The 25,036-nt window shown below is 48.1% G+C and carries 21 protein-coding genes and 1 pseudogene; 11 read left to right on the top strand and 11 right to left on the bottom strand.

Annotation, left to right across the window (positions count from 1 at the left end; translation table 11 throughout):
• Positions 1 to 134 precede the first annotated feature (134 nt).
• The 3 genes from Q369_RS0110180 to mnmE are packed head-to-tail and all read right to left on the bottom strand — an operon-like array spanning position 135 to position 2,341.
• A complete protein-coding gene (locus tag Q369_RS0110180) occupies positions 135 to 437 on the bottom strand; it encodes a nucleotidyltransferase family protein (protein WP_031527704.1) in 303 nt (100 codons plus the stop codon).
• Positions 434 to 916 (bottom strand): nucleotidyltransferase substrate binding protein, encoded by a 483-nt coding sequence (locus tag Q369_RS0110175; RefSeq protein WP_031527703.1) that lies wholly within the window; start codon positions 914 to 916, stop codon positions 434 to 436. The genes Q369_RS0110180 and Q369_RS0110175 overlap by 4 nt, the downstream gene beginning before the upstream one ends.
• A 57-nt stretch (positions 917 to 973) precedes the next feature.
• Positions 974 to 2,341 (bottom strand): tRNA uridine-5-carboxymethylaminomethyl(34) synthesis GTPase MnmE, encoded by a 1,368-nt coding sequence (mnmE, locus tag Q369_RS0110170; RefSeq protein ID WP_031527702.1) that lies wholly within the window; start codon positions 2,339 to 2,341, stop codon positions 974 to 976.
• 163 nt (positions 2,342 to 2,504) lie between these two features.
• Here mnmE and Q369_RS0110165 point away from each other — a divergent pair, with 163 nt between their 5' ends.
• The 7 genes from Q369_RS0110165 (at position 2,505) to msrB (ending at position 10,091) form a co-directional block, all read left to right on the top strand.
• On the top strand, positions 2,505 to 3,086 hold the full coding sequence (locus Q369_RS0110165; RefSeq protein WP_031527701.1) for a 7-carboxy-7-deazaguanine synthase QueE: 582 nt from the start codon (positions 2,505 to 2,507) through the stop codon (positions 3,084 to 3,086).
• Positions 3,041 to 5,002: an OmpA family protein gene (locus Q369_RS0110160; protein WP_031527700.1), complete on the top strand. Its 1,962-nt coding sequence runs from the start codon at positions 3,041 to 3,043 to the stop codon at positions 5,000 to 5,002. Before Q369_RS0110165 ends, Q369_RS0110160 begins: the two co-directional genes overlap by 46 nt.
• 162 nt (positions 5,003 to 5,164) lie before the next feature.
• Positions 5,165 to 6,127: a thioredoxin-disulfide reductase gene (gene trxB, locus Q369_RS0110155; protein ID WP_031527699.1), complete on the top strand. Its 963-nt coding sequence runs from the start codon at positions 5,165 to 5,167 to the stop codon at positions 6,125 to 6,127.
• Between the two features lie 76 nt (positions 6,128 to 6,203).
• On the top strand, positions 6,204 to 7,283 hold the full coding sequence (locus Q369_RS0110150) for a peptidoglycan DD-metalloendopeptidase family protein (protein WP_031527698.1): 1,080 nt from the start codon (positions 6,204 to 6,206) through the stop codon (positions 7,281 to 7,283).
• 8 nt (positions 7,284 to 7,291) lie between these two features.
• Positions 7,292 to 8,020, top strand: coding sequence for a bacillithiol biosynthesis deacetylase BshB1 (gene bshB1 / locus Q369_RS0110145; RefSeq protein WP_031527697.1), 729 nt, complete (start codon positions 7,292 to 7,294; stop codon positions 8,018 to 8,020).
• A gap of 79 nt (positions 8,021 to 8,099) precedes the next feature.
• Complete coding sequence (locus Q369_RS0110140; protein ID WP_031527696.1) at positions 8,100 to 9,440, top strand: sensor histidine kinase; 1,341 nt, start codon at positions 8,100 to 8,102, stop codon at positions 9,438 to 9,440.
• An 84-nt stretch (positions 9,441 to 9,524) separates the two neighbouring features.
• Positions 9,525 to 10,091: a peptide-methionine (R)-S-oxide reductase MsrB gene (gene msrB / locus Q369_RS0110135; RefSeq protein ID WP_031527695.1), complete on the top strand. Its 567-nt coding sequence runs from the start codon at positions 9,525 to 9,527 to the stop codon at positions 10,089 to 10,091.
• Between the two features lies 1 nt (position 10,092).
• Here the strand turns inward: msrB and Q369_RS0110130 are convergent, their stop codons facing one another.
• The 3 genes from Q369_RS0110130 to Q369_RS0110120 are packed head-to-tail and all read right to left on the bottom strand — an operon-like array spanning position 10,093 to position 12,129.
• Positions 10,093 to 10,794 carry a DUF3575 domain-containing protein gene (locus tag Q369_RS0110130; protein ID WP_157488129.1) on the bottom strand — a complete coding sequence of 234 codons (702 nt, stop codon included), beginning with the start codon at positions 10,792 to 10,794 and terminating at the stop codon, positions 10,093 to 10,095.
• Positions 10,791 to 11,552 carry an LVIVD repeat-containing protein gene (locus Q369_RS0110125; RefSeq protein WP_031527693.1) on the bottom strand — a complete coding sequence of 254 codons (762 nt, stop codon included), beginning with the start codon at positions 11,550 to 11,552 and terminating at the stop codon, positions 10,791 to 10,793. Before Q369_RS0110125 ends, Q369_RS0110130 begins: the two co-directional genes overlap by 4 nt.
• A gap of 40 nt (positions 11,553 to 11,592) precedes the next feature.
• Complete coding sequence (locus Q369_RS0110120) at positions 11,593 to 12,129, bottom strand: LVIVD repeat-containing protein (RefSeq protein ID WP_031527692.1); 537 nt, start codon at positions 12,127 to 12,129, stop codon at positions 11,593 to 11,595.
• A 178-nt stretch (positions 12,130 to 12,307) separates the two neighbouring features.
• Here Q369_RS0110120 and Q369_RS0110115 point away from each other — a divergent pair, with 178 nt between their 5' ends.
• A complete protein-coding gene (locus tag Q369_RS0110115; RefSeq protein ID WP_031527691.1) occupies positions 12,308 to 13,279 on the top strand; it encodes a c-type cytochrome in 972 nt (323 codons plus the stop codon).
• Positions 13,280 to 13,310: 31 nt separating this feature from the next.
• Here Q369_RS0110115 and Q369_RS0110110 read toward each other — a convergent pair whose 3' ends face one another.
• Positions 13,311 to 14,759, bottom strand: a complete 1,449-nt coding sequence (locus Q369_RS0110110; RefSeq protein ID WP_051664011.1) for a glycoside hydrolase family 30 protein — start codon at positions 14,757 to 14,759, stop codon at positions 13,311 to 13,313.
• A gap of 115 nt (positions 14,760 to 14,874) precedes the next feature.
• On the opposite strand from Q369_RS0110110, the gene Q369_RS0110105 reads away from it, so the two are divergent.
• Positions 14,875 to 17,919, top strand: a complete 3,045-nt coding sequence (locus tag Q369_RS0110105) for a ligand-binding sensor domain-containing protein (protein WP_157488127.1) — start codon at positions 14,875 to 14,877, stop codon at positions 17,917 to 17,919.
• A 47-nt stretch (positions 17,920 to 17,966) separates the two neighbouring features.
• Here Q369_RS0110105 and Q369_RS0110100 read toward each other — a convergent pair whose 3' ends face one another.
• Together Q369_RS0110100 and Q369_RS0110095 are read right to left on the bottom strand one after the other, a co-directional pair.
• Entirely contained in the window at positions 17,967 to 19,499 is a 1,533-nt protein-coding gene (locus Q369_RS0110100; RefSeq protein ID WP_031527688.1) for a RagB/SusD family nutrient uptake outer membrane protein, read from the bottom strand.
• A 16-nt stretch (positions 19,500 to 19,515) separates the two neighbouring features.
• Positions 19,516 to 22,626: a SusC/RagA family TonB-linked outer membrane protein gene (locus tag Q369_RS0110095; RefSeq protein ID WP_031527687.1), complete on the bottom strand. Its 3,111-nt coding sequence runs from the start codon at positions 22,624 to 22,626 to the stop codon at positions 19,516 to 19,518.
• A gap of 431 nt (positions 22,627 to 23,057) precedes the next feature.
• On the opposite strand from Q369_RS0110095, the gene Q369_RS0110090 reads away from it, so the two are divergent.
• Complete coding sequence (locus Q369_RS0110090; protein WP_031527686.1) at positions 23,058 to 23,414, top strand: VOC family protein; 357 nt, start codon at positions 23,058 to 23,060, stop codon at positions 23,412 to 23,414.
• Positions 23,415 to 23,460: 46 nt separating this feature from the next.
• Entirely contained in the window at positions 23,461 to 23,694 is a 234-nt protein-coding gene (locus tag Q369_RS0110085) for a hypothetical protein (protein WP_051663995.1), read from the top strand.
• On the opposite strand, the pseudogene Q369_RS27620 reads toward Q369_RS0110085, so the two are convergent.
• Together Q369_RS27620 and Q369_RS0110075 are read right to left on the bottom strand one after the other, a co-directional pair.
• Positions 23,691 to 24,277 (bottom strand): annotated as a pseudogene (locus tag Q369_RS27620) (DUF1572 family protein). The gene Q369_RS0110085 and the pseudogene Q369_RS27620 sit on opposite strands and share 4 nt — an antisense overlap.
• Positions 24,278 to 24,317: 40 nt before the next feature.
• Positions 24,318 to 25,034: a pseudouridine synthase gene (locus tag Q369_RS0110075; protein WP_035333216.1), complete on the bottom strand. Its 717-nt coding sequence runs from the start codon at positions 25,032 to 25,034 to the stop codon at positions 24,318 to 24,320.
• Positions 25,035 to 25,036 lie beyond the last annotated feature (2 nt).

Below are 25,036 nucleotides of genomic sequence, written 5' to 3'. Positions count from 1 at the left end.
ACGATTGGAGATCTTTTTATAAAAATGCGCTTCAAACTTCAAATTCATGCTACGCATCAATTGTCAAATTATATTTCCAACATGCTGACAAAAGTTTCATTATCAAATGAGACTTACGGCCTGAACTCATTAATCTACTTCTCAAAAAACACCACCCCTACCCGATCGATATGGGCAACAAGCTCTTTATTTTCAATCTGATGATAAACCGCTAAATCAATTTTGTAGGGAAGCAATAAATCATCCAGTTCCGTTTCGATTTTGAATAGATCTGATAAAGTGAGGCTTTCTCCTACCAGCATTAAATCAATGTCCGAAGCATTTCTGAAATTACCTTTTGCCCGCGATCCATACAGGATTACTTCCTTAACACCAGGATATTTGATAAAAACCGATTGGATTGCAGCAATGGTGCTTTCTTTAAGTCCGTACTTCATTTCTCGTAAAATAGGTTGCCCTGCTTTCCATTGCGCTTCTCGCCCATTGTAGCCTTAAAATCTTGAAATGCTGGTAAATACTCTTCCAACACTTTCTTAAAAATGACATTGGCCGTTCCTTCGTTGTACGTATGCGAGGTTTGATTCCGGCTTTTAATCATTTCCATCCATAGCTCGCCATCTTCAATTAAATCCGCAGCAAAAGCTGCCCTTGTTGCGTCTTTGGACCCTAGCACCTTTATATCAGCCTCGTACAAAAGAAAATCTTTCATGACATTCCACGCCAGTTCGTGCGTATACTCGAATCGCTGGATGAGCCCTTCTTTAATGATATCATCCAGAAATTCATCTTCATCAATATTTCCGGCCTCGTCCAAAGGATAATCTGCTCTAATTTTAGATACCGCCAGATCTAACTTTCGCAACGCCCTAAGATAATTACCGAACCGCTGCTCCCAACGAATGTCTTGCCCGTCCATAGTTTTAAAATTTCAGATGTATGCCAATACTTTAACAGCCTGTTATCACCTCGACATTTACTTCCCGATACAAAACTTCGAGAATATATTATCCAGCAAATCATCCGTCACAATCGTCCCTGTAATCTCTCCCAAATGATGCAGCGCCAACCTGATATCCTGCGCCAGGAAGTCGCCTGTGACGCCGGTTTGGAGGCCGTTTAGGACGTCACTGAGTGCTTCGTGCGTTTTTACAAGGTGCTGATAATGCCGCATGTTATTTACCACAGTGTCGCCTGGGGCGCGGCTGCCGACGAGGTTTACCAGGCTGTCTGTAAGTTGGTGAATGCCGGATTGGGTACGTGCTGAAATTATGAGGTGTCCGGGATTTACCCGGGCCATTTCGGTAGCCAGATCCGGGTTCAGATCTGCTTTGTTCAGGACAAAAAACCTTGGCTTTTCTGCAGGTAGCAGGGCGGCCAGCTGCTGGTTTTCCGCGAGCGTTTCTTGGCTGTCGAAGAGGAAAATGACGATATCAGCTTTTTCCATGGCGGCGCGGGAACGTTCGATGCCGATGGATTCGACCAGATCGGTGGTTTCGCGGATTCCAGCGGTGTCGATGAAACGGAATTTCAGGCCGGCGAGCACCATCGTGTCTTCAATTACGTCACGGGTAGTGCCGGCGATACTGGTTACTATGGCTTTCTCCTCGTTCAAAAGCGCATTCAGCAGTGTCGATTTACCCACATTAGGAGAGCCGATAATGGCGACTGGAATACCTTCTTTGATCGCATTTCCGAAATCAAACGAGTTGATCAGCGGGCCAATACTGGCCAGCAGCGCTTCGATCAACCTGCGCAAATCATCGCGCTGGGCAAACTCTACATCCTCTTCACCAAAATCCAGTTCAAGTTCAATCAGAGAAGCAAAATGGATCAGCTCAGTACGGAGCGCCGCGAGTTTTTTTGAAAAGCCGCCGCGCAACTGGTTCAACGCCGTGCGATGACTGGCCTGCGAATCTGCCGCGATCAGATCGGCGACCGCCTCTGCCTGCACGAGGTCGAATTGTCCGTTCAGAAAAGCACGCTGGGTAAATTCACCCGGCATTGCAATCCGCGCGCCTTGCTGGATCAGCGACCGCAGGATCTGACCAATAATATAGCTGGAACCGTGGCACGAAATCTCCACGGAATCCTCTTTTGTAAATGACTTGGGACTTTTGAAAACGGTTGCGAGCACTTCGTCGACGATCTCCCCGTTTGCACGGATCGTGCCGAAATGCACGGTATGCGTCGGGACTTCGGTCAGATTTTTACCTTTAAAAATTCGACTGACCATGTCAATGCAGCCTTTCCCTGAGACCCTGATGACGGCTATCGCACCCACTCCCGAAGGAGTTGCGAGCGCACATATTACTTCCTGCTGATGAATTGGTGAGGTATTCATAATACAAATATGCGACTATTTTCACGACGGGCGGTTCCGCATTGATTTTTGTACCTTTGTGGGATTTTTGAGCTGTGGCAATTGTTACGCTCTTTTAAACATTTAGCAATTCAAGATTTTGCTTACCGAAACATTACCAATATACACCAGCGCGCTTCCCGTTATGGAAGCATTTTACACCTTGCAGGGTGAAGGGCAGCACAGCGGCCGGGCAGCTTATTTCATCCGTCTGGGCGGGTGCGAGGTAGGCTGTCACTGGTGCGATGTGAAAGAATCATGGGATGCAGAGGCACATCCTAAATACACGATCAATTCAATTGTGGAAGGCGCTTTGCAATATCCAGGCCGCCTCGCTGTAATCACCGGAGGCGAGCCTTTGATGTATAACCTGGATGCGCTCACAACCGCATTGCAGGAGGCGGGATTTAAAACCAACATTGAAACTTCCGGCGTCTACCCTTTCTCAGGTCACTGGGACTGGGTTTGTTTTTCTCCTAAAAAATTCAAAACCCCGCATCCCGACATTTACCGGAATGCCAACGAGCTGAAAGCGATCATTTACAACAAAAGTGATTTCGATTTTGCAGAAGAGCACGCCGCATTGGTCAATGAAAACTGCACATTGCTGATGCAGCCGGAATGGAGTAAGCACGATATCATGCTGCCTTTGATGATTGACTATATCAAAGACAATCCCAAATGGAAAATGTCGTTACAAACTCACAAGTTTATGAACATTCCATAATGCGTTGGGCCGTCGTTTTTATTGTTATTCTAAGTTTTTCAGGATCGTTCAATGTGGTGGCGCAAGAGGCTACCCTGTCCAGAAAAGGACGAGAAAATTATGAAAAGGCGCAAAAAGCGTGGCAGCAGCGCCAGCTTGGAGAGGCAATATTATTGTTTGAAAAAGTGCTGCAGGAAACACCTCAAAGTTACGATACCCATCTAAGGCTGGCGCAGATTTACGAGTTGCAGCGCAATGCTGATCTGGCCCGCAAATATTATACGCTTGCTACCCGGCTCAAACCCGACGCACCGCAATCAGGACCGGGATTTCAGTGGCTGGGCAGGTACCACTTCCAGGCTGAGCGATACGATTCGGCGCAGTTTTATTTTGAAAAAGCCATAAAGCTGTTCCCGCCGAAATCGAGCCTGTTCAGATTGGCTGAAAAATCCATTATCTCCTCAAAGTTTGCCGCAGAAGCGATCAAAAAGCCGCTGGCTATTCAGAAAAAATCAATGGGCGATACAGTCAATTTCCTGCGAACGCAGTATTTCCCTGTGTTGACAGCCGATAACGAGACTTTAATTTTCACCGGACTGACGGAAGAACGCGACGAAAACATCTACGTCACCAACCGCACCAAGAAAGACGGAGCGCTGGTGGGTTGGGATGTTCCCGAAGATATTTCACCCGCTATCAACACCATTAATAATGAAGGCACGTGCAGTGTTTCAGCTGACGGTCGTACCCTCGTTTTCACAGCCTGCAACCGGCCCGAAGGCTATGGTAGCTGCGATCTTTATATAACACATAAAGAAGGAAAAGACTGGGCTCCACCGGTAAATCTTGGTGAGCAGGTCAACACCCGCGACTGGGAATCGCAACCTTCACTGTCAGCTGACGGACGTACATTGTACTTTGCCTCTGAACGAAAGGACGGAATCGGCAAAAGGGATATCTGGGTCACAACTTTGAATGAGAAAAAGCAATGGAATGCGCCTAAAAACCTGGGTCCCGCCATCAACACACCCGACGATGAAAATGCACCTTTTATCCACGCAAACGGCCGGACGCTCTTTTTTGCTTCCGATGGACTGGCAGGAATGGGCGGTTTCGATATTTTCATTTCTCAAAAGACAGACACAATCTGGGGAGCTCCGAAAAATCTGGGATATCCTATTAACACCGTTGCAGATCAGGTTGGACTTTTTATCGCCTCTGACGGAAAAAATGCCTATTATACCGACGACACTTCTGACAAAGGAAAAGGCCGCTCGCTGATCTACACTTTCGAATTGCCAGAATCGCTTCAAAACATGATCGTACCTACCCGATACGCAAAAGGTAAGGTGACAGACAAGAAAACCGGGCAGCCAGTTTCGTCCGATATCGACCTTTTTGACCTGAAAACGCAGCAGAAAGTAGGTGCATTCACTTCCGACGGTCGCACGGGTTCGTTTCTGGCGGTGCTCAATAAAGGCGGAGAGTATGCATTTTTTGTTTCAAAACCCGGGTACCTCTTCAAAAGCTTAACTTTTTCAGTCAGTGACTCCATTTCGTTTGTCGACCTTCAAATTCCTTTGGAGGCGATCGAAAAAGACCGCGCTGAAATTTTGAATAACATCTTTTTCCAGACGGGCAGGTACGAACTGGATGAAAAATCAAAAGTCGAGCTCGACAAAATGGTCGACTTCCTGAGCCGGAACAAGGATGTAAAAATCGAGATTTCCGGACATACCGACGATGTGGGCTCGGATAGTGAAAACATGGAACTGTCACGCCGGCGCGCGCAATCTGTTCAGCAGTATTTGCACAAATCGGGTATTGCCCAGCCCCGCATTCTGTCAAAAGGTTATGGAGAAACAAAACCAGTAGCTGCGAATGATACCGAAGCAAACCGCCAAAAAAACAGGCGCATTGAGTGGCGCATTCTCTGATAGCTTGCATTACGGGGCTAAATTTCGCACTTTTGTTGATCTGTCGCTGTTGTACTATGCGAATGCCTTAAAGGCCTTTTCAATTCCACACACTTATATTTTCAAGTAAAATCCTGAATAGATTTTGTAACGTTTTTTTGTATACGCTAGTTATTGTCAATCATGTCATCTGAGAAAGTTTCCTGCCTCATTATCGGTTCCGGACCTGCCGGATACACTGCCGCCATATATGCATCAAGAGCAGGTTTGAATCCTGTACTATACCAAGGCGCCCAACCCGGCGGCCAGCTTACCATTACCACCGAAGTTGATAATTATCCCGGGTACCCCGACGGAATTACCGGCCCCGAAATGATGATCAATTTCGAAAAGCAAGCCAAACGTTTTGGTACGGATATCCGCTACGGAATGGCGACGGAAGTTGATTTCACTTCTTATCCGCACAAAGTAATCATTGACAACAAGCACGAGATCATTGCCGACTCGGTGATCGTTTCCACGGGCGCTTCTGCGAAGTGGCTGGGAATCGAGGGAGAGGACAGGCTGAATGGTCGCGGAGTATCTGCCTGCGCAGTTTGCGACGGATTCTTTTTTCGGGGCCAGGATGTAGTGGTTGTGGGAGCCGGAGACACGGCAGCGGAAGAAGCGAGCTACCTTGCGAAATTATGCCGCAAAGTATACCTCCTGGTGCGCCGCGACGAAATGCGCGCTTCAAAGATCATGCAGAAACGCATTGAAATGCTTCCTAATATTGAAGTATTGTGGAATACAGAAACCGTGAAGCTGAATGGAGAAGAAGGACTGGAATCTGTTTTGGTAAAAAATAATAAGACCGGCGAGGAGCAACTTCTCGACGCAACCGGTTTCTTTGTAGCAATCGGCCACAAACCTAACACGGATATATTCAAAGGATATCTGCACATGGACGAAACCGGCTACATTCAAACCGTAAAAGGAAGTGCCTGCACCAACATTAAGGGTGTGTTCGCTTGTGGAGACGCACAGGATAACGTGTACAGACAGGCGATTACAGCAGCAGGTACAGGATGTATGGCAGCTTTGGATGCAGAACGTTTTTTGATGGAAAGAGAAGTGGAAGAGATTATCGAAGAAACAACAGCTTAATTTTTGCCCAACCCCTAAAATTTAGTCAGACTACATATTAGCTCACCGCTCGTATGTAGTCTGACCCATTTTAAATATGAAAGTAAAGCTTATTGTAAGTTTGCTGATGATGGTGTGTTTGATTTCATGGAACACGCAAGCACAAGAGCGAGGTAAATTCAGAAGAAATCCAAAGATTAACCAGTCCGGAAACAACGCCAACGAAGGACCTACTACCAAGGCTACCGTCCCCCAGCCCGAAGACGAATACCAGGTGGAAACCTCCAACCTGAAATTTCAAAACCAGTTTGAGCCTGTAAAACCCCTTAACCCCGTTGTACACGAAGATACCACGACCCTTGATGAAGGAGAAACAGAAGTGGTAGAAGTCGTGGACTCCTTGCAGGTGGGCGACGAATGGGTGAAAGCGGCAGAATATTATGTAATCTGGGATGCGCGTACCATCAACCCCTACGGCTTGAACCCCCTTGAATTTGACGAACCCGTCGACCTGACATTATACAACGAGGCGCTGAACCGGAAATGGAGCACGCCAATGGAAAAAACCCCTACTACTTCCAATTTCAGCTATCGCTGGGGCCGCTGGCACAATGGTACCGACCTCGACCTGGAAACAGGCGATACGGTAAGAAGTACCTATGACGGAATGGTCAGGATTGTTGCGTGGGATGGATCAGGTTACGGCCGTTTCATTGTGGTGCGGCATTATAACGGGCTTGAAACTTTGTACGGGCACCTTTCTAAACAAATGGTCGAGTCCGGACAGATCGTCAAGGCGGGCGAAGTGATCGGCCTGGGCGGGAATACAGGCAGAAGCTCCGGCTCTCACCTGCATTACGAAAACCGGTACGAAGGAAATCCATTTGACCCCAGACATATTTTCGATTGGGATAACCGGGCCATTAAATCTGATCATTTCCTATTGACAAGTTCAGTATGGAACCATCTCAGAGGTAAATCCAACAAAGGTGAATTCGAATCCGGCGACGCGGCACCCGCTGCTTATAGTCGGTCTGTTCTACACAAAGTGCGCCCGGGCGACACGCTGGGTGCCATTGCAGAACGCTACGGTGTGAGCGTTTCCTCTATTGCCCGCCGTAACCGCATGTCCAGCCGCTCAACATTACGGATCGGACAAAAGCTTCGCATTAAATAATCTAAAACATGAAACTTGATATACTCGCCATCACAGCTCATCCCGACGACGTTGAGCTGTGTTGTGCCGGGACATTATTGTCCCAAATGGCGCTCGGCAAAAAGGTTGGGATAATCGATTTGACAAGAGGTGAACTTGGCACCAGGGGAACACCCGAGGGTCGCATTCAGGAAGGTAAAGATGCAGCAGCTATTCTGGGTGTGTCTGTTCGGGAGAATGTGGGTCTGGCCGATGGTTTCTTCAAAAACGACGAAGAGCACCAGAAAGCGATCATCCCGTTCATCAGGAAATACCAGCCAGATATCGTGATCACCAATGCGATCGACGACCGCCACCCTGATCACGGACGCGGAGCCCGGTTGGTAGCTGATGCCTGTTTTTATGCGGGATTGAGAATGGTGAAGACGTTTGATGAAAATGGAAATGAGCAGGAAGCCTGGCGTCCGAAGCAGGTATTTCATGCTGTTCAGGACAGGTACATCAAGCCTGATTTCGTGGTAGATATCACCGAGTTTCACGACCGGAAAATAGAAGCGGTGCGCGCATTTAAAAGCCAGTTTCACATTCCCGAATATCAGGGAGAAAGCGAGCCGCAGAGTTATATTTCCACGCCTGAATTCCTCGAATTCATCATTTCGCGTGCACGCGAAATGGGCCACGCCGTGGGTGTAACCTTTGGGGAAGGCTTTACCAGTGCAAGAATGCTGGGCGTGCGCGATATCGGTGCTTTTATCTGATCAGAAAGAAAAGGCCCGCTTATCTCCTAGCGCACTACTTTCTTATTCTCGTGAATTTCTTTGTTAAACTGGCAACGCTTTGATCAACAAAGTTCACAAGACCATACTTAAATACTGGCAGTACCTCCAAGGTGACAGCGACCTGTTTTCACTTCAAAGCAGGATCTACCATTTTGCATGTACCGCCACGATCCTGGTAATGGTGTACGTATTTGTATTCAGCTTTGTCACCGGCCTGTTTACAGCATCGGTAATCACTGCCGTACTTATTCCATTTCAGCTTTTTCTTTATTATCTGTCAAGGTTCAGGAATCGCACAACGCTTTCCTTCAACCTTTACATGACCATCATTTATCTCTTTTTCATAGCCTCTTACCGTATTGGGGCCGGAATTTCGGGATCAACCCTCCTGTCCTTGGGGCTGGTGTACTTCCTGTCACTTACGATCGCGCCCCGAAAGCAGTACTTCATAATCACTATCACCAACATTGCGGTCGTCGGCGGGCTTTTGACAACAGAATACTTTTACCCGGAGTTTGTAGTGTCCGGGTATACCGGCACAGAGCAGCATTTCATTGATATCGGTTCTACTTATCTAGTGAGCGTAATTGTGATACTGATCACGCTGGGATATATCATCAGCAGCTACCGGGCTGAACGGGAAAAGGCTGAAAATCACGCAATGCTCCTGGACGAACTGCACGAGGAAAAGGCCCGGCTGATCTCGGTAATTTCGCATGATTACCAGACACCATTGATTTCGTTGAAAAAATACTTGGATATTTTAGGTAGCTACGACCTGAGCGTGGAAGAGCGGAAGGGGCTGGAAGCCGAACTAAGCCATTCTGTTGTGAATACGCAAAATCTGCTCCTGAACCTGCTGGCTATCACAAACGGAAATATCGAGTCTGGCTCAAATGTAGTCCTGCACGATTTTAATGTCAATAATGCAATCGAGGAAACAATTAATGTGTACGCCGGGATTGCGAGGGAGAAAGGTATAAGCCTCTATTCAGAAATCCCTGACCATTTAATGGTTTTCTCCGAACCTAACCTTTTCTCCGTCGTGATCAGGAACTTTATCAACAATGCGGTAAAGTACTCCGGCAAGAACAGCACTGTTACACTCACTTATGTAAGGAAAGGCTCACAGCACGAATTCTGCGTCGCAGATAATGGCCCTGGAATCAGTAAGAGCGCTCAACAAGCGATTGCCGAAAGCTGGGAAAACAAATTCAGGAATACATCCCGGTCCGGCGGCCTGGGTTTGGTGCTGGCGAAGAAGTATGCAGATGCTATTAACGGCGAAATCACATTTTCCAGCTCGCCTGAAACCGGGACGAAATGCTACCTGAGAATTCCGGTCGGAGTTAGTAAGATCGACCAAGCCGCTCGTTCCCCTGCCCTGCACCAGGTATAAAAGAAACTTGGCAAACAATGGTTTGATCACAACTATATCCGTTTGTTTATCGTATATATAGTAGAACAAACATCCATTGTCAACATGAAATATATAGTAACAATCGCAGTCTCGGTGGTACTGATGCTCGTGCTTCAGAACTGCTACGGACAGTCGGCGTCCAAGCCTGCTGATCAGAAAAAGGCTCCTGAATATTCCCATTCTGATCCTGCTCCGGTAAATAAAAGCAACCAGGACTGGCAGAAGATCCTTGCTCCCGAAGTATATGAGGTAGCGCGTTTAAAAGGTACCGAGCGGCCTTTTACCAGCGAGTACGAACACTCCAAGGAAATAGGGACATTTTACTGCGCAGTTTGCGGTAATGCACTTTTCAAGAGCGACGCTAAGTACGAAAGCGGCTGCGGCTGGCCCAGCTTCTTTGAACCAATCAGTAAAAAATCAATCGTAGAAGCTCAGGACAACAGCCACGGAATGCGCAGGACTGAGGTAATGTGCGGCCGCTGCAAGTCGCATCTTGGTCACGTCTTCGACGATGGTCCGCCGCCAACCGGCTTGCGTTATTGCATTAACGGCGTTGTACTCGATTTCGAAAAGGCTAAAACGGCAGAGAAAAAGTACGCAGACAAGAAAAAGGCGAACGCAGGCAGCTGAGCTACTGGCTGTTCTGGCGGATTTTGCCTAATACAACTCCCAAATGAAAACCCAGCACCAGGCTCGGCATTACATAATGCGTGCCTGGTGTAGTTTCAGACCAGATTTCCCGCGGAGCCCGCACCCTTGCAGTTTCCAGACCAGGCGACAGCGCCTTTACTTTGATATCCCGCATACCGAATCCCGTGAATAAATCCAGGGTCATCCGGCTGGGAAAGTAGAATTGCCAGCCCATTCTGGCGTGTCCCGCAGCTGCAATACGGCCAATTGTCACATCCTTATTTTCAAAGTAATTACAATCGCCGAAGCTCGAACAGTCCATTCCTACCCATTGATTATCACGGTAGAGAACCTTTTTGTATAAAAACTCACCGGCGAAATAGCCTCTCACCCGCGACTTGCTGAAGTAATAGTAACGAAGGTGCGTCCGGCTCTTGTAAGTTGATTTGTTGGGTGCATTGGTAATGTCATGGTACCACAGATTAAAACCCGAATGTCCATATCCGAGATCCTGCTGCAAGCTGATCCCGCTCTTCCCCAGCGGAACCTCCACGCCAAATTGAATCGTATTATCGCTATCGAACATCGCGGCCGGCGAGTATTTGATAATGACGTGCTTCGCTGCATTATAAGCATCAATCTGAGCCCAGCTGAATGAAAAACCGAGTAACAGGAGTAGCACTGTACAAGTTATACGTCTCATAAAACCGGAATTTTGCTAAGCAGTTCATATTCATCCGAATCGTCGAACTTGTACTGAAACAGCCCTTTTTCTCCGGTCACAATCAGGTGATTAGGCCTGACGATCACATCATACGCGGGAACATCTGTGAAATAGTTTTTTTGGACAGGAAGTGCGGGATTTGAAATATCCATTACCCGTAATCCACCGCTCCCTTCGCACACAAACAATTTATTCCCAGAAACCCCCAGTCCGAAAGGGGATGTCATTACCTGGGAATGCACCATCGTAGGATTGGACGGTACGGATACATCCACCACATCGAGTGAGCTCCCGGTATTTCCGGTACGGCAGGAGACGCCGCTCCTCAATGTCACATAAGCATATTTGTCCTGAACTACCACCGGGTCACAGGATTGTATGTGAATGTATTTGGTCAGCAAAACAGGATTTACAGGATTGGCATTGTCATAAATGTACATCCCGTCATTAGCACCGATGAAGAGGTTGTTTTTATAAGGAAAAATCGTTTCGATCCCCACATTCATTTCCCTACGCACCTTCTTGACCGGCTCCGCGCCCTCCGTGATATCGTAAACTTCGAGGGATTGTTTTGAAACGATATACAATGTATTGCCCGTAATGGCGAAGCGCGCCATCGAGCCTCCCGTTCCGGTTTGCGGATTGACGCTACTCTCTCCGTCAGTGCAGGCAGTCAGGATCATGCAAAGCCCCAGCAAGGCTAGACCTATAAATAGAAAAGGCATTAATTTTTTCATGGCATTATGTTAAAGTGGTTTTTAACTGGAAGAGGAAGTGTTACCTGAAGCATTTGGGCTTTGTCGCCATCGGGACTTTTTCCCATGTTACAACTACTCCCATCTTACTATCGGCGCATTCGAAATACACATTTTGATGAGGCGGGTAATTATTGACAGGGATAGCATCTTTAATCGTATTTACCAGCTTCGGTGACACGGGATCTGCTATATCGAAAACGAGCAGGTTGGATAGATTGTCGGCATACAGCCAGTTGCCCTTTACGGCAATATCGAAGTTGCCGGTGATCGAAATGAAGGATAGGTTTTTGGGATTCTTAGGATCTTTATTGTCAATGATGTGAATGCCCTTTCCCGATTCATTGACGAAAATATAGGGATCAAACAGGTATATCTTGCCCGGATGAACCAGGGGCTGTGCAGCAGCTACCTGAATTTTCGCAACATCCTCCACAGTCGCATAAACGGGCTTGTAGCCGGTGCCGTCGAAAGGTATGCCCCGGGGCGAATCTTCGTCGGGCTCAATGCATGCGAGGCAGATAAAAACAAGTGAGAGAAGACGGAAAGAATTTTTCATAGCTAGCTGTTTATGAGATTAATTGACAGACACGCTGACAGCTGAAAACGTTGCCGCCGGTTACACGAAATCATGAAATATCCGCTTAATAAGATTTCAATGGAAAAGGAACCCAAACAGATATTTGCTGGTAATTTTCGCCTTTGATACTCCATAAATCCTTAACTCCTCGTTTCCAATGAAAAAAGCATTCAAAGTGTTCGGCGTGTTTGTACTCGTCGTAATCCTGTTTGTGGCTGGCGCAGCCGTGTACATCAAAGCAGCAATGCCGAATGTAGGCCCTGCGCCCGACCTGAAAATAGAAAAAACAGCTGCCCGGGTGGAGCGCGGCAAGTATCTGGCAAACCACGTAACAGTTTGTATGGACTGCCACTCCGCACGCGATTGGAATTATTATGCGGCCCCGCTTGCCGGTAACCTCGGTGGCGGAGGCGAAAAGTTCGACGCCAATACCGGTTTCCCTGGCACTTTTTATTCTAAAAACATCACGCCTTACGGACTATCCGACTGGACTGACGGAGAGATATTCAGGGCAATTACCACCGGTGTTACCAAAAGTGGCACAGCCATGTTCCCGGTGATGCCTTACCACGGCTACGGACAAATGGACCCCGAAGACATTTACAGCATTATTGCCTACCTGCGTACATTGCCTTCCGTCAAAAACGATGTGCAAACTTCTGCTGCCGACTTTCCGGTGAGTGTACTTTTAAATACAATGCCCTCTGAAGCTAGCCCGGGAGTAAAGCCGGCCGAAACCGACAAAGTGGCGTACGGTAAATACCTGGTGACGGCGGCAGCCTGCGTAGAATGTCACAGTAAAATGGAGAAAGGCACACGCGTGGAAGGCAGCGAGTTCGGCGGCGGCAGCGAGTTTATCATTCCCACAGGAACCGTCCGTTCAGCCAACATTACCCCGGACAAAGCAACAGGTTTGGGCCTTTGGACTGAGGAAGCATTTGTCAAACGCTTCAAAATGTATGCGGACTCGAACTACAAACCGCAGAAGGTAGGCCCGAAAGAGATGAACACAATTATGCCTTGGATGATGTACGCAGGCATGAAAGAGAGCGATCTGGCCGCTATTTACACTTATCTGCAAACATTGGAACCAAAAGTGAACAAGGTTGTGAAATTCGATCCAAACTGAGGATTACCTTCCGGGTATCGCACCGGCGCTTTTACCACACGAATGTACCGACCGACCCTGGCTTCAAACTCACATTTACCACCTTGCCGCCATCCTGAATCGTAAATGGCTTCACTGCCTCGGAATCGTTCATCACTATAAGAACAATTTTGTCGTCGGGTGTCCGGAATGCAACGTGCAGCAGCTTGTCGTCGGCAGGGCAACCGATAGTTGCATTAGTACCCGAACCAATTCGCACGCTTTCAGGTCGTACAAACTTGGAAGCGTGCGCTACCACGTAATAAGCCGCATTCCGCGTAACTTTATCGCCATCTATTGTGACGCCCCCTAAGCAGCGGTCGCAGCCGCCGCGATCGGTGAATGGACGGTTTTGCGGATTGCTCGACAAGTTCCATTCCAGCACAGTACGGGCCCAGTTGCGCGTCGCACCAATAGTCAGATTTTTGATGTGGTTTGAAAAGTCCTTTTCAAAATTACCCGGCGCGCCCATCCATTGCTCTGTGAAATACAGGTTGCGGTCGGGGTGTGCGTCATGTACTTTGGACAATGCATCGATTGTGCCGCCATATAAATGGAATGCCGAGCCATCTATATATTTCTTCGCTTCCGGGTCGTCGAGAATGGATATCGGGTACTCGGGTTTGTCCGCATTATGGTCGTAAATAATGATTTTTGTACTAATTTTTGCGTCTTCAAATGCAGGTCCCAGATGATTTTTAACAAAGACCGCCTGATCTTTTGCTAGCATCAGCAAGCTAGGATTATTGCCCGGATGTAGCGGCTCGTTCTGAACGGTAATAGCGTCAATGCGAATGCCTTCCTTTTTCATATCCTGAACGTATCGGACAAAATAGCGCGCATACGCATCATACCATTCAGGTTTGAGGCTACCCCCGCGTGTATCACCATTGTCCTTCATCCACACCGGCGGCGACCAAGGTGAACCCAAAATCTTCAATTTGGGATTGATCGCAAGGATTTCCTTCAAAATGGGTATAACGTCTTTACGATCCGGGCCGAGGTCAAAATGCATCATATCCGGATCAGTATTCCCTTGCGGAAGATCGTCGTACGAAAATACTTTCTCGTTCAGGTCGGATGCGCCGATGCTCACGCGCAGGTAAGCCATTCCGATACTATTTCCCGCAGTAGAAAAAAGTTCCTGAAGCAATGCGCGACGTCCCGTTTTGCTCATACCAAGCAAATGTTGCGCGCTACCGCCGGTGAGGGTGAAGCCGAAACCGTCTATTTTTTGGTAACGCTGCTTCGGGTTTATGTGCACCACAGTCGCCTCAATAGGTGGCCCCGCTTCTGATATTTGACGGAAACTAAGGTTGGGCTGCTGCGTAAAAAGCGCAGAACGGTCCAGGTTGGTGAGCCAGAAACCCGCTTTTCGGGGCTGACCAACGGCTGTCCAGTTGATCAGGATGTAAATGGCAAGCAGCAATGCGCGTTTAGGAAAGAAGATTTTTATGCTCATAGGGATATTGGAATACACTAACAATAATGTAATATCTTGCAATGTCAAATGTAGCGCAACCTGTACATTGATCTGCATGGCTTCCTACTACATTAATACAACAAACTGACAAAACTTGCGAAATAGATACCCAGGCGCGGTTCGCTACTACGTCAATCCGCTTACCGGTATACAGCACCTGTGGAAAATGATACGAGTGGCCGCTGTCTTATTACTTATTCTTACTCATCCGTTCCTGCAAGCCCAGCACACCATCGGACTGCCGACCGGCGGACTCCCGACCATCGGACTGCCCGAGGTAGTTAATTACTCTAAACAAACTTACCGGGCAGGTACACAGAACTGGGCGATACGTCAGGGCCGGAATGGGATTATGTACTTCGCTAACAACGAGGGGCTTCTCAGTTTCGACGGCGTGTACTGGAAAGTATACCCGCTTCCCAACAAAACCAAAGTCCGTTCCCTGGAAATGTGCGATGATAACCGCATTTACATTGGCGGAGAAAACGAATTTGGATACTTCTCACCCGATCAATCCGGGGTATTGCGCTACTTTTCTTTGCGCGAGCTGGTGCAGGAGAAAGACAGGGGCTTTGCCGATATCTGGAATGTTACCGTCTCGAAAGGCAATGTGTTTTTCAGGGCGAGTAACAAGATCTTTTTGTACAAAGACAAATCGATCATCACGTTCAATCCCGTTTCGCACTGGCGTTTCATGGGGGATGCAAACGGACAAGTATTAGCGCAGGATGCGACAAACGGACTTTTGCGGTTCAACAATGAACGCTGGGAACCCTTTCTCAGCAAGAGCCAGCTACCTGCCGAATTCCTGAGTACTGCATTGCTGCCCCTCGGCCGGGATACTTCCATTCTGGTGACCATGGACGCCGGGCTTTACAGGCTGGCGGGTAACAGTGCCGTGAAAATGGAATCTGCATTCATCGAACAGATCAAAAAAGAACGCATTTACGGAGCTACCCGCGTCAACGAGCAGCTGCTGGCACTTTCCACGAGCCTGGGAGGCTGTTACATCGTGACCAATAAAGGTGAGTTTGTCCACCGGTTCTCACGTGGCGACGGATTGCAAACCAACAACGTACTGAGTGTTTTTAGCGACCGTGACCACAATCTCTGGCTGGGGCTCGATAACGGGATAGACTTCATTGCATACGATAATGCGATCAAAACGATTTATCCCGTGCCTACCAAAGACGAGGCCGGCTATGCTTCGATTATCTACAAAGACCACCTCTACATTGGCACTTCCAATGGGTTGTACTCAGTCCCGGTGGGTGAGTTTGGTGACCTCAGCTTTGTCAAAGGCGCATTCACATTTGTAGAAAGCTCGCGGGGGCAGGTTTGGGGGCTGTCTGAGATCAATGGAAAACTGCTGATGTCGCACCATGAGGGGATATTTGAGATACGTCAAAACAAAGCACACGCCATTGAACGGCGGAACGGATTTTGGGGTGCGGTACCATTGTCGCGGATTGACCCGGTGGCGCGGGTTGCTGTGGGTAATTATAACGGGATCAATTTTCTTTCCTACAACGGCAAAGAGTTCCGTCCGGCTGGTGCAGTAAGTGGCTTTGACATTGCGTCCCGTTTCCTCTGCACAGATACGCACGATGAAAATGCGATCTGGACTTCGCATCCATATCGCGGCGTTTTCAAAATCTCCTTGCAAACAAACGGCGGATCCTCAGCGCGTTTGTACACCAGCAAAGACGGGCTGCCGCTTTCGCTGAATAATAATTATGTATATAAAGTCAAAAACAAAATACTGGTAGCGACTGAGAGGGGCATTTACGAGTACAATCCACAGAAAGACCGCTTCGCTGCGTCGGACTATTACAATGGGATTTTCAAAGGTGTGAATGTACGTTACCTGAAAGAAGACCAGGCTGGTAATGTGTGGTTTGTGACGGGAAAAGAGCTTGGGGTACTTGATGTTTCCGGTAAAAAGCCCGCAATTATTTCTCTGCCAGAGCTTAGCCAGAAGCTGGTGTCAGGCTTTGAATACATTCATCCTTTGAACGAACAAAATATTCTCGTTGGCAGCGAAAAAGGCATTTACCACATCAATTATCAGCAATACAGACAGCACAAAAACCAGATTGATGTACAAATCAGAATGTTGCGCTCGGTTGCGGCGTCCGACACGGTCCTTTTTGGAGGCTACCTCGGCGAGGTTAACCAGCTCAGCAAGCAGGACGACCGCCAGATACCGCAAATTGCGTACAAGCTGAACTCCATTGGTCTTGAATTTTCTTCACCCCTTTTCAGCCAGCAATCCAGCGTCGAATATTCCTATTTTCTGGATGGATTCGATGCGGACTGGTCGCATTGGTCGATTAAAACCGCAAAGGAGTACACCAACCTTCCGGCAGGTCAGTATACATTTTACGTCAAAGCGCGCAATAACTTCGGAAGTGAGTCGCAGGTTACTGGTTATACTTTTGTCATTCAACCACCCTGGTACCGGACTTTTTGGGCATACCTCGTGTACGGGGTCATGCTTTTGGGATTAGCTTTCCTGTTTTATGAATGGCAGGAAAAACGTTTTCTGCGCCAGCGGCAGAAGCATGAGGAGGAGCAGCAGAGATTGCAATACCTGCACCAGCTGGAACTTGAAAAAAGTGAGAAAGAGATTATCAAGCTGAAAAATGAGAAACTGGAAGCCGAGATCCTGCATAAGAATACAGACCTGGCAACTTCGGCAATGCATTTGGTACAAAAAGCCGAACTCCTCTCCAAACTAAAAACAGACCTTGTCAAGATCACCAAAACGGCCGACGATGAGAAGATCAACGACGATCTCAAAAAGGTAATCAAGGTCGTAGCGGAGGAAAATAAGGTGGATAAAGATTGGGGACAGTTTTCAAAACACTTCGACAGTGTACACAGCAACTTCCTGATCGCACTCAAAGAAAGGTACCCTAAACTGACAGCCAGCGAGCTGAAAATGAGCGCATACCTGCGAATGAACCTGTCGAGCAAAGAAATCGCTGAGCTGATGAACATTTCGCTCCGGGGTGTAGAAGTGAGCAGGTATCGCCTTCGCAAGAAGCTGCAACTGCCTACCGAAGTCAACATGTTTAACTTTTTTCTGGGCTTTCACATTGACGAATCGAAAGAAAACAGAGGGACGCAGTCATAAAAAAAGCTGAGCGCAATGCGCTCAGCTTAATAATTCACACTAAATCCCTATTTCGTTCCGCCCCACTCTTTGCTTTGCTCAATCTTGGTATTCTCCATTTCGAGCAGCGGGATTGGCAATATCTCATGTTTTCCCGCCACAAAGCCTTTCGATTCCAATGCTTTCGGCGCATCACCCCAGCGGACAAGGTCCATCCAGCGGTGCCCTTCACCTGCGAGTTCAAGCCTGCGCTCTCTTTTGATGTTCTCGAATGTAGCTGCAACCGGCTTCAAGCCTACCCTCGCTCTTACCGCGCTGAGCAATGCAGTTGCGCGGCTCTGGTCACCTCCACCGCGGACCAATGCCTCGGCTTCAAGCAGATAAGTATCTGCGAGGCGTGTATCGTACATATTCTGCGGGAAGTTCAATTCAGGCGTTCCGGCGCCGGTCCAGCGGTTGGAAACTCTTCCAGCGAACTTTTCCAGGAAGTAGCCCGTGTTCATGTAACCTTTCTCGTAAGTGGCAAGTCCGGCCTTTTCCAGACTATCCAGGTTGGCAACTGTCGCTTTATAGCGTGGATCGTAGTGGATTGCTTCGAACAACGAAGGAGTTACCGGCAAAAAGCTCCATCCTGAAACATAATCCGGCGCAGCGTCGGACTTGCGGTTGTAGCCGCGTGGCCCCGTGATAATGTTCATGATATTACCCTCTGTACAAGCCACGCAATCCCAGGTACCTGCGGAAGTGTTGGTGTAGGAAATTTCCAGAATAGACTCGCTGTTGAACTTATTATCGCTTTTCCAGAGGTCAGCAAAATTGTTGAGCAGCTTGTAGCCGTAAGGATTGGTACCGCCCGGCGTTCCATTTACCAGCGCCAATTCCTGCGCTGCCTGAGCAAATTTCTGTTGGTACAGATACACTTTTCCAAGAATCGCATGCGCTGCACCCTGCCCTACGCGGCCACCTTCCGTGGCTACGTTGATGGTTACCGGCAGATCGGCCATGGATTCTGACAAATCCTTTTCAATCTGCGCATATACTTCCGCCGGAGCCGCCTGGGTCACGTCGTACATTTCCTGGGTGGAAACTGTTTTGGTGAAAAGGGGCACATTCTTGAATAATCTCACCAGCTCGAAGTAGAAGTAACCGCGCAGGAATTTAGCCTCCGCTGTATACCTTCTTTTAACAGCCTCGTCCATCGGCACTGCAGGAAGCTTTTCCAGGAGCGAGTTAGCCCGGAAAACACCTGAGAACCCTTTTCTCCAAAGTTCTCCCTGCGGCCCGGTAGTCGGGTTAAGGGTATAGTTGGAAATTACCTGGAAGTCCATGATATCGCTTGGACCACCGCCACCTGCGTAGTGGTCGTCAGAAGCTGCATTCATCGTGGCTATCGTGGTCACATAACCGGCGCCCTGCCAGCCTACCACGTCGTAAATGGCCACTAATCCATTGTATGCTTCTTCCTGGTTCCGGTAGTAGTTGGATTCCAGGTTCAGTCCCCTTGGTTTTACTTCCAGGAAGCTCTCCGAGCACGACATCAGCTGCAGCCCCGCCATCAATGTCAATGCAGCTATGAATTTTTTATTTTTTATCATCATCATTCTTCTTGTTAATCAATTAAAAACCAATGTTCAGTCCTACCATGAACGAGCGTGCCTGCGGGTAAATCCCTTTGTCGATGCTCAGTACGCTGCCGCCGATCTCAGGATCGTAACCGGTGTATTTTGTCAATGTGAACAGGTTTTGGCTCATCACGTAAACACGCGCTTTTTGCAATGCCACCTTGCTGATCAATGCGCTCGGGAGCGAGTAGCCTAGCTGCAATGTTTTCATTCTGAAAAAATCGCCTTTTTCGAGATAGAAGCTGGAAGGGTTCTGGAAATTCTTGTTAGGATCTCCGTTCACAATGCGCGGGTATTCTGTCGAGGTACCCGGACCAGTCCAGCGGCCCATTGCGTCTGACTGCCAGTTTGCATTGGCAATATCCAAACGGCGAAGTCCCTGGAAAATATCGTTTCCTGCGACACCCTGACCAAATACAACTACATCAAAACCTTTGTAAGCCGCATTGATCGTCAAACCGTAAGACCATTTCGGAGTTGGATTACCGATGAAAGTACGGTCCGTTTCGGTGATCACGCCGTCCCCATTCAAATCAGCCCAGCGGAAATCACCCGGCTTTGCATTCGGCTGGATCTTATTACCGTTTGCCGCTACGTGCCGGTCAACCTCTTCCTGCGTCTGGAAAATTCCTTCGTTGACATACCCGAAAAACGAACCGATAGCATAACCTACCTGCGTGCGGGTAATCGGAGGCGCACCCTGGAAGCTTGCTCCGCCAGAGAGGTATTCCACGCCATTACCCAGGTTAGTTACCTTATTTTCGATGTAAGAAACGTTTCCGTTGACAGAGAAGTCAACATTGCCAAACTGCTTGCGGTATCCCAGTTCCAGTTCCACTCCCTTGTTTTCCATATCGGCAATGTTGGCAGCCGGATTGGAAATCGCGCCTACATAGCCAGGAATGCGGGGATTTTGCAAAATGTCCTTTGTTGCTTTTTTAAACCACTCAAAGGTGATATTCACATTGCGGAAAACCGTTGCGTCAAAACCGATGTTGGTTTGGCTCGTTTGTTCCCATTTCAGGTCAGGGTTCGCAGGTGCATTCGGGCTGTAACCGATGATATAGCTTCCTGAGTTACCGATGGTGTAGTTCCTGCCGCTTCCGATAGTTGACAAATAAGCGAAATCACCGATACCGTCATTTCCTACCACACCATAACCTCCGCGCAATTTCAGGAAGTTAACTGCATTGTTTTCAGGGAAGAAGTCCTCACGCGACAGCACCCAGCCCAAAGAGAAGGAGGGGAAAACACCGTATTTATGATTTGAACCAAAGCGCGAAGAACCGTCTCTTCTCACCAGCGCCTGCAACAGGTACTTTTCATTGTAATCGTAATTCAAACGGGCAAAAAGCGAGCTTACTGTGTGACGTGCGCCTTCCGAACCATCAGAATTACGCTGGTCGGCCGGTACCTTGAAGTTCAGCGACGCGTCGTCGAAATTATCCGCTGGCACGTTGAAGAAAGTCACGCTCGTCATTCTGGTGTTATTATCCAGGTAAGCACCTTGGCCAAGCAGAACATTTACATTGTGCAACCCGAAGGCACGCGTGTAAGAAATCGTGTTTTCAAGGTTGTAGTCAAGACGGCGGTTATTGGTCCGGTTGAAATTCGTCTGTGAAGTAACCGAGGCTGCATTCAGCCACGAAATTGGCGTAAAGCTTTCATTTCCCCAGAACGAGAGCTTGGTACCAAGTGTCGATCTCAGCTGCAATCCTTTGATCGGCTCGGCGGTCAGGTATGCATTACCCACCACGTTATCACTCCAGCTATAATTACCTAAACGTGTTTGAATATACGCCAAAGGGTTGCTCATTTCCTGTCCTACTGCGGATGAAATCCCGTAAGGATTGCCATTGGCGTCGCGCCGCACACCTTTGTTGGTGTAAGGAGCCGCATTCGCGATTGCCGGATCAGTAACCACCACGGGAGTAATCGGATCCAGGTTAATAGCCGAGCTCAATGGCCCGCCGAACTCGCTGTTTGTATTCCCAAGTCCTACGGATTTGTCATGCGCATAGCCTAGATTTTGACCAAAAGTAAGCCACTTCGCAAGCTTATGCTCGGAATTCAGACGGATGCTGGTACGCTTGTACTTGGAGATATCGCTTGCCACAATACCTTCCTGATCCAGGTATCCGAGAGAAAGGTAAAAAGTAGAGCGGTCCGTTCCCCCGCTGATGCTGAGCTCATGGTTCTGACGCTTTGCATTGTTGTTGAAGATCAGCTCCTGCCAGTCTGTACCTTTTCCGAAAGAGGCCGGATCAGCGTATACCGGCGCTTGTCCCGCAGCAACTGCCGCTTCATTCCGGATTGTTGCATACTGCGTCGCATCCAGTAAGTCCAGCTTCCGCGCAGGCGCCTGCGTACCTACATAGCCATTGTAATTGATGCGGATCCCGCCCGCTTTACCTTTCTTGGTGGTTACAAGTATAACCCCCGCAGCTGCACGGGCACCATAAATGGCCTGCGATGCTGCATCTTTCAATACTTCAATGGACTCGATATCCGACTGGTTCAAATAACCGATACCGCCATTGTCAACCACCACACCATCCACTACCCATAACGGGTTGTTGTTATTCAAAGTAGTTACCCCGCGTACACGGACCGTCGCTGCCGATCCCGGCTGACCGGAGTTGGCAGCAATGGTAAGACCAGACGTACGTCCCTGCAGCGCCTCTTCCAGTCGGTTGATGGGCATTGTTTCGAGGTCGCTTGCCTTTACACTGGATATAGCGCCGGTCACAACACTTTTCTTTTGTGCGCCGTATCCAACCACCACCACTTCTTCCAGGTTACCGGCGGCTTCAACTAATTGAAAGTTGATCTCACTCTGGTTTCCTACTGGTACCTTTTGCGTAACCATACCGATAAAACTCGCCACCAGTACAGCTTCCGGCTGCACGTCAATGGTGTAATTTCCGCCAGCATCAGTAATCGTTGCCTGGTTGGTTCCTTCTACCAGCACGGTGGCTCCTACCAATTCTTCCCCTCCACTCTTCACAGTGACTTTGCCCTTTACAGTCCTGCTTTGGGCAAAAGCGCTCTGCACCATACTGTATAGCATTAACACACTACACAATAGTACAATTTTTCTTTTCATAGATGTTTTTATTAATTAGTAGATAGAGGCAAATGCTATTTGCCCAATAAATTATTGAAATAGTAATACACTAATCTTAACGACAAAGGTATGCGCAGGGCACAAAGAGCAGTAGCAGATGCATTACTACATTACTACCTCATATTTGATAAATGAAAGATTTTACCGGAAATGTCACCACTACATTACTACTACAATGCAGCTGAATATGCTATTCCTGCATTGATCCAGAAGAATTAGAGCGAGGGCCAAATAAACAGTTTAGTCTTCCGGGAGCGGCGAGGGTATTCGCACCGGTAATGAGAGAAATGTAAGTCCGGTGGCAAGTGTAAGGTCCGTTTAAAAGAACACTAGCTTCCGAGTGGTACCTTCAGCAGATGAGTTTGAACAATCTTTCTATATTTATCCGCCAAAAACTTAAAAGCAATTCCATGATAACACCAGAAAAAAGGCTCAGACACGAGCAGATCCAGTACATTGAATTTCTTTCCCGCGACCTGGAGGCGGCCAAAAAGTTTTATTCCGAGAGCTTCGGCTGGAAGTTCACTGACTACGGTCCGCATTACACCTCATTTGAAGGCGACTTTGTCGATGGCGGTTTCACGACGGGTGAACCTGTGAATGGCAGTGTCCTGGTGATCCTTTACTCTGAAAATGTAGTCGCGACTAAGGAGAAAGTTGTGAATGCCGGCGGGACTATCGTCAAAGATATTTTCGAGTTCCCAGGCGGCCGCCGCTTCCATTTCACAGATCCGGACGGTTATGAACTGGCCGTGTGGTCAGAGTAATTTATAGTTGGTATTTTGCCAACTTATTCTTTTAATCACCCTAAATATGGAGAAAGCAAAATCAAATTGGTTTCTGATCGAAACCGAGCAGGAGTACGAAACTGCATTAAATCGTTACCAGGAGATCAAACATGCAGCTCGTGGGTCAGAGCTGCACAAGGAGAAACTTTTATTGGCTCACCTGATTTCGAACTTTGAAGAACAAACCAGTGACCTTCCCGAGGTAGATCCGGTCGAACTTATCAAGATACGCACGGACAACTTCGTCAGCTCAAATTAGTCTTTCGGGCCAGTTTCATTTGCTTGGTCTCCGAGCATTTCATCTGTAAAATGCCGCTTGCTTTGCGGTTGTGAGAACTTGCCCGCATTGTAAGTTGCCGACTGGCTGCGCGGGATAGAAAGTGATTTGAAATTGGCACCACCCAGCATTTTACAGATAAATACAATCTGACCAACGTGGTAAGCATAATGGGCAAGCTGCCGGTTCAATGCTTCCACGACAGTGTGCCCTTCGTTCCGTATGTAATGCGTTCCAGCTCGGATTCGGTGAGCCCTTCAATGGCTTCAAAGACTACTTTCCATCCTCGCTCCCATTGTTCCATGATCTGACCGGCGTCGGTAAATGGATTTTCAAATTCAGCATCTCTGTTCCGCCAGGGTTTTTCACCGTCGGTACTCAGGAAATCTGTAAACCTGGAAAGCATATTGCCCGCCATGTGATTTACGATCACAGCAATACTGTTACTTTCCTGATCATATTGCCAGAATAACCTGTCTTCCGGCAGTTGTGCAATTGCCTTTTCACCTAAATGTTTATAGTACTGAAACTGTTTCAGAACACTGGTTAAGTAGCTTAATTCCATTTGTATAGCTGATTAGATGCGATCAGGTAAATGCGCATCGTTAATGAACAGGAGAGTCGAAAGTTAATCCCACCTCAAATCCTAGCAAATCCAGCATCCCGGCGAATGCATTCTGGTAAGGGGCACGGAGCTCGTGCCTGCTCCCCAGCATTGGATGGGTAAACGATAGTTCCGACGCATGCAGCATCATTTCCATCACCCCGAACTGCTCTTTGAAATACCTGTTCTGCTTATTACAGCCGTAAGGCCGGTCCCCGATGATCGGATGGAAAATGTGCGCCATGTGCTTGCGCAGCTGGTGCATTCTGCCCGTAGTGGGTTTCAGCTCGACCAGCGAATAACGGGACGTAGGGTGTTTCCCAACTGAAAATCCAACTTCTGAATGCAGCAAAGCGCGCATAGCCGTGAACGCTTCCTGCATTGTCCCATTCTCTTTTTTGAGCGGATAGTCGATATCGAGCTGCTCCGGTGTAAAGCCACGTACAATCGCGTGATACGTTTTGTCAACGAGACCATTCTGAAATTGCTGCTGCATCAGACTATTTACTTCCTCATTGAGTGCAAAAAGCAGTATACCAGCGGTTTTGCGGTCAAGACGATGAGCGGGATAAACGTGCTGCCCGATCTGGTCACGCAGGATCTGAACTGCAAACTGGTCAGTATCGGCGGCGATAGCAGACCGGTGCACAAGCAATCCATGCGGTTTGTTGACGGCAATCAGGAACTCGTCGCGAAAAATAATGGGAAGATCGTCCATTG

Source organism: Dyadobacter crusticola DSM 16708, from assembly GCF_000701505.1.
Lineage (GTDB): Bacteria > Bacteroidota > Bacteroidia > Cytophagales > Spirosomataceae > Dyadobacter > Dyadobacter crusticola.
The sequence above is the reverse complement of the archived record's forward strand: the minus strand, read 5'-3'. Positions and strand labels throughout refer to the sequence as shown.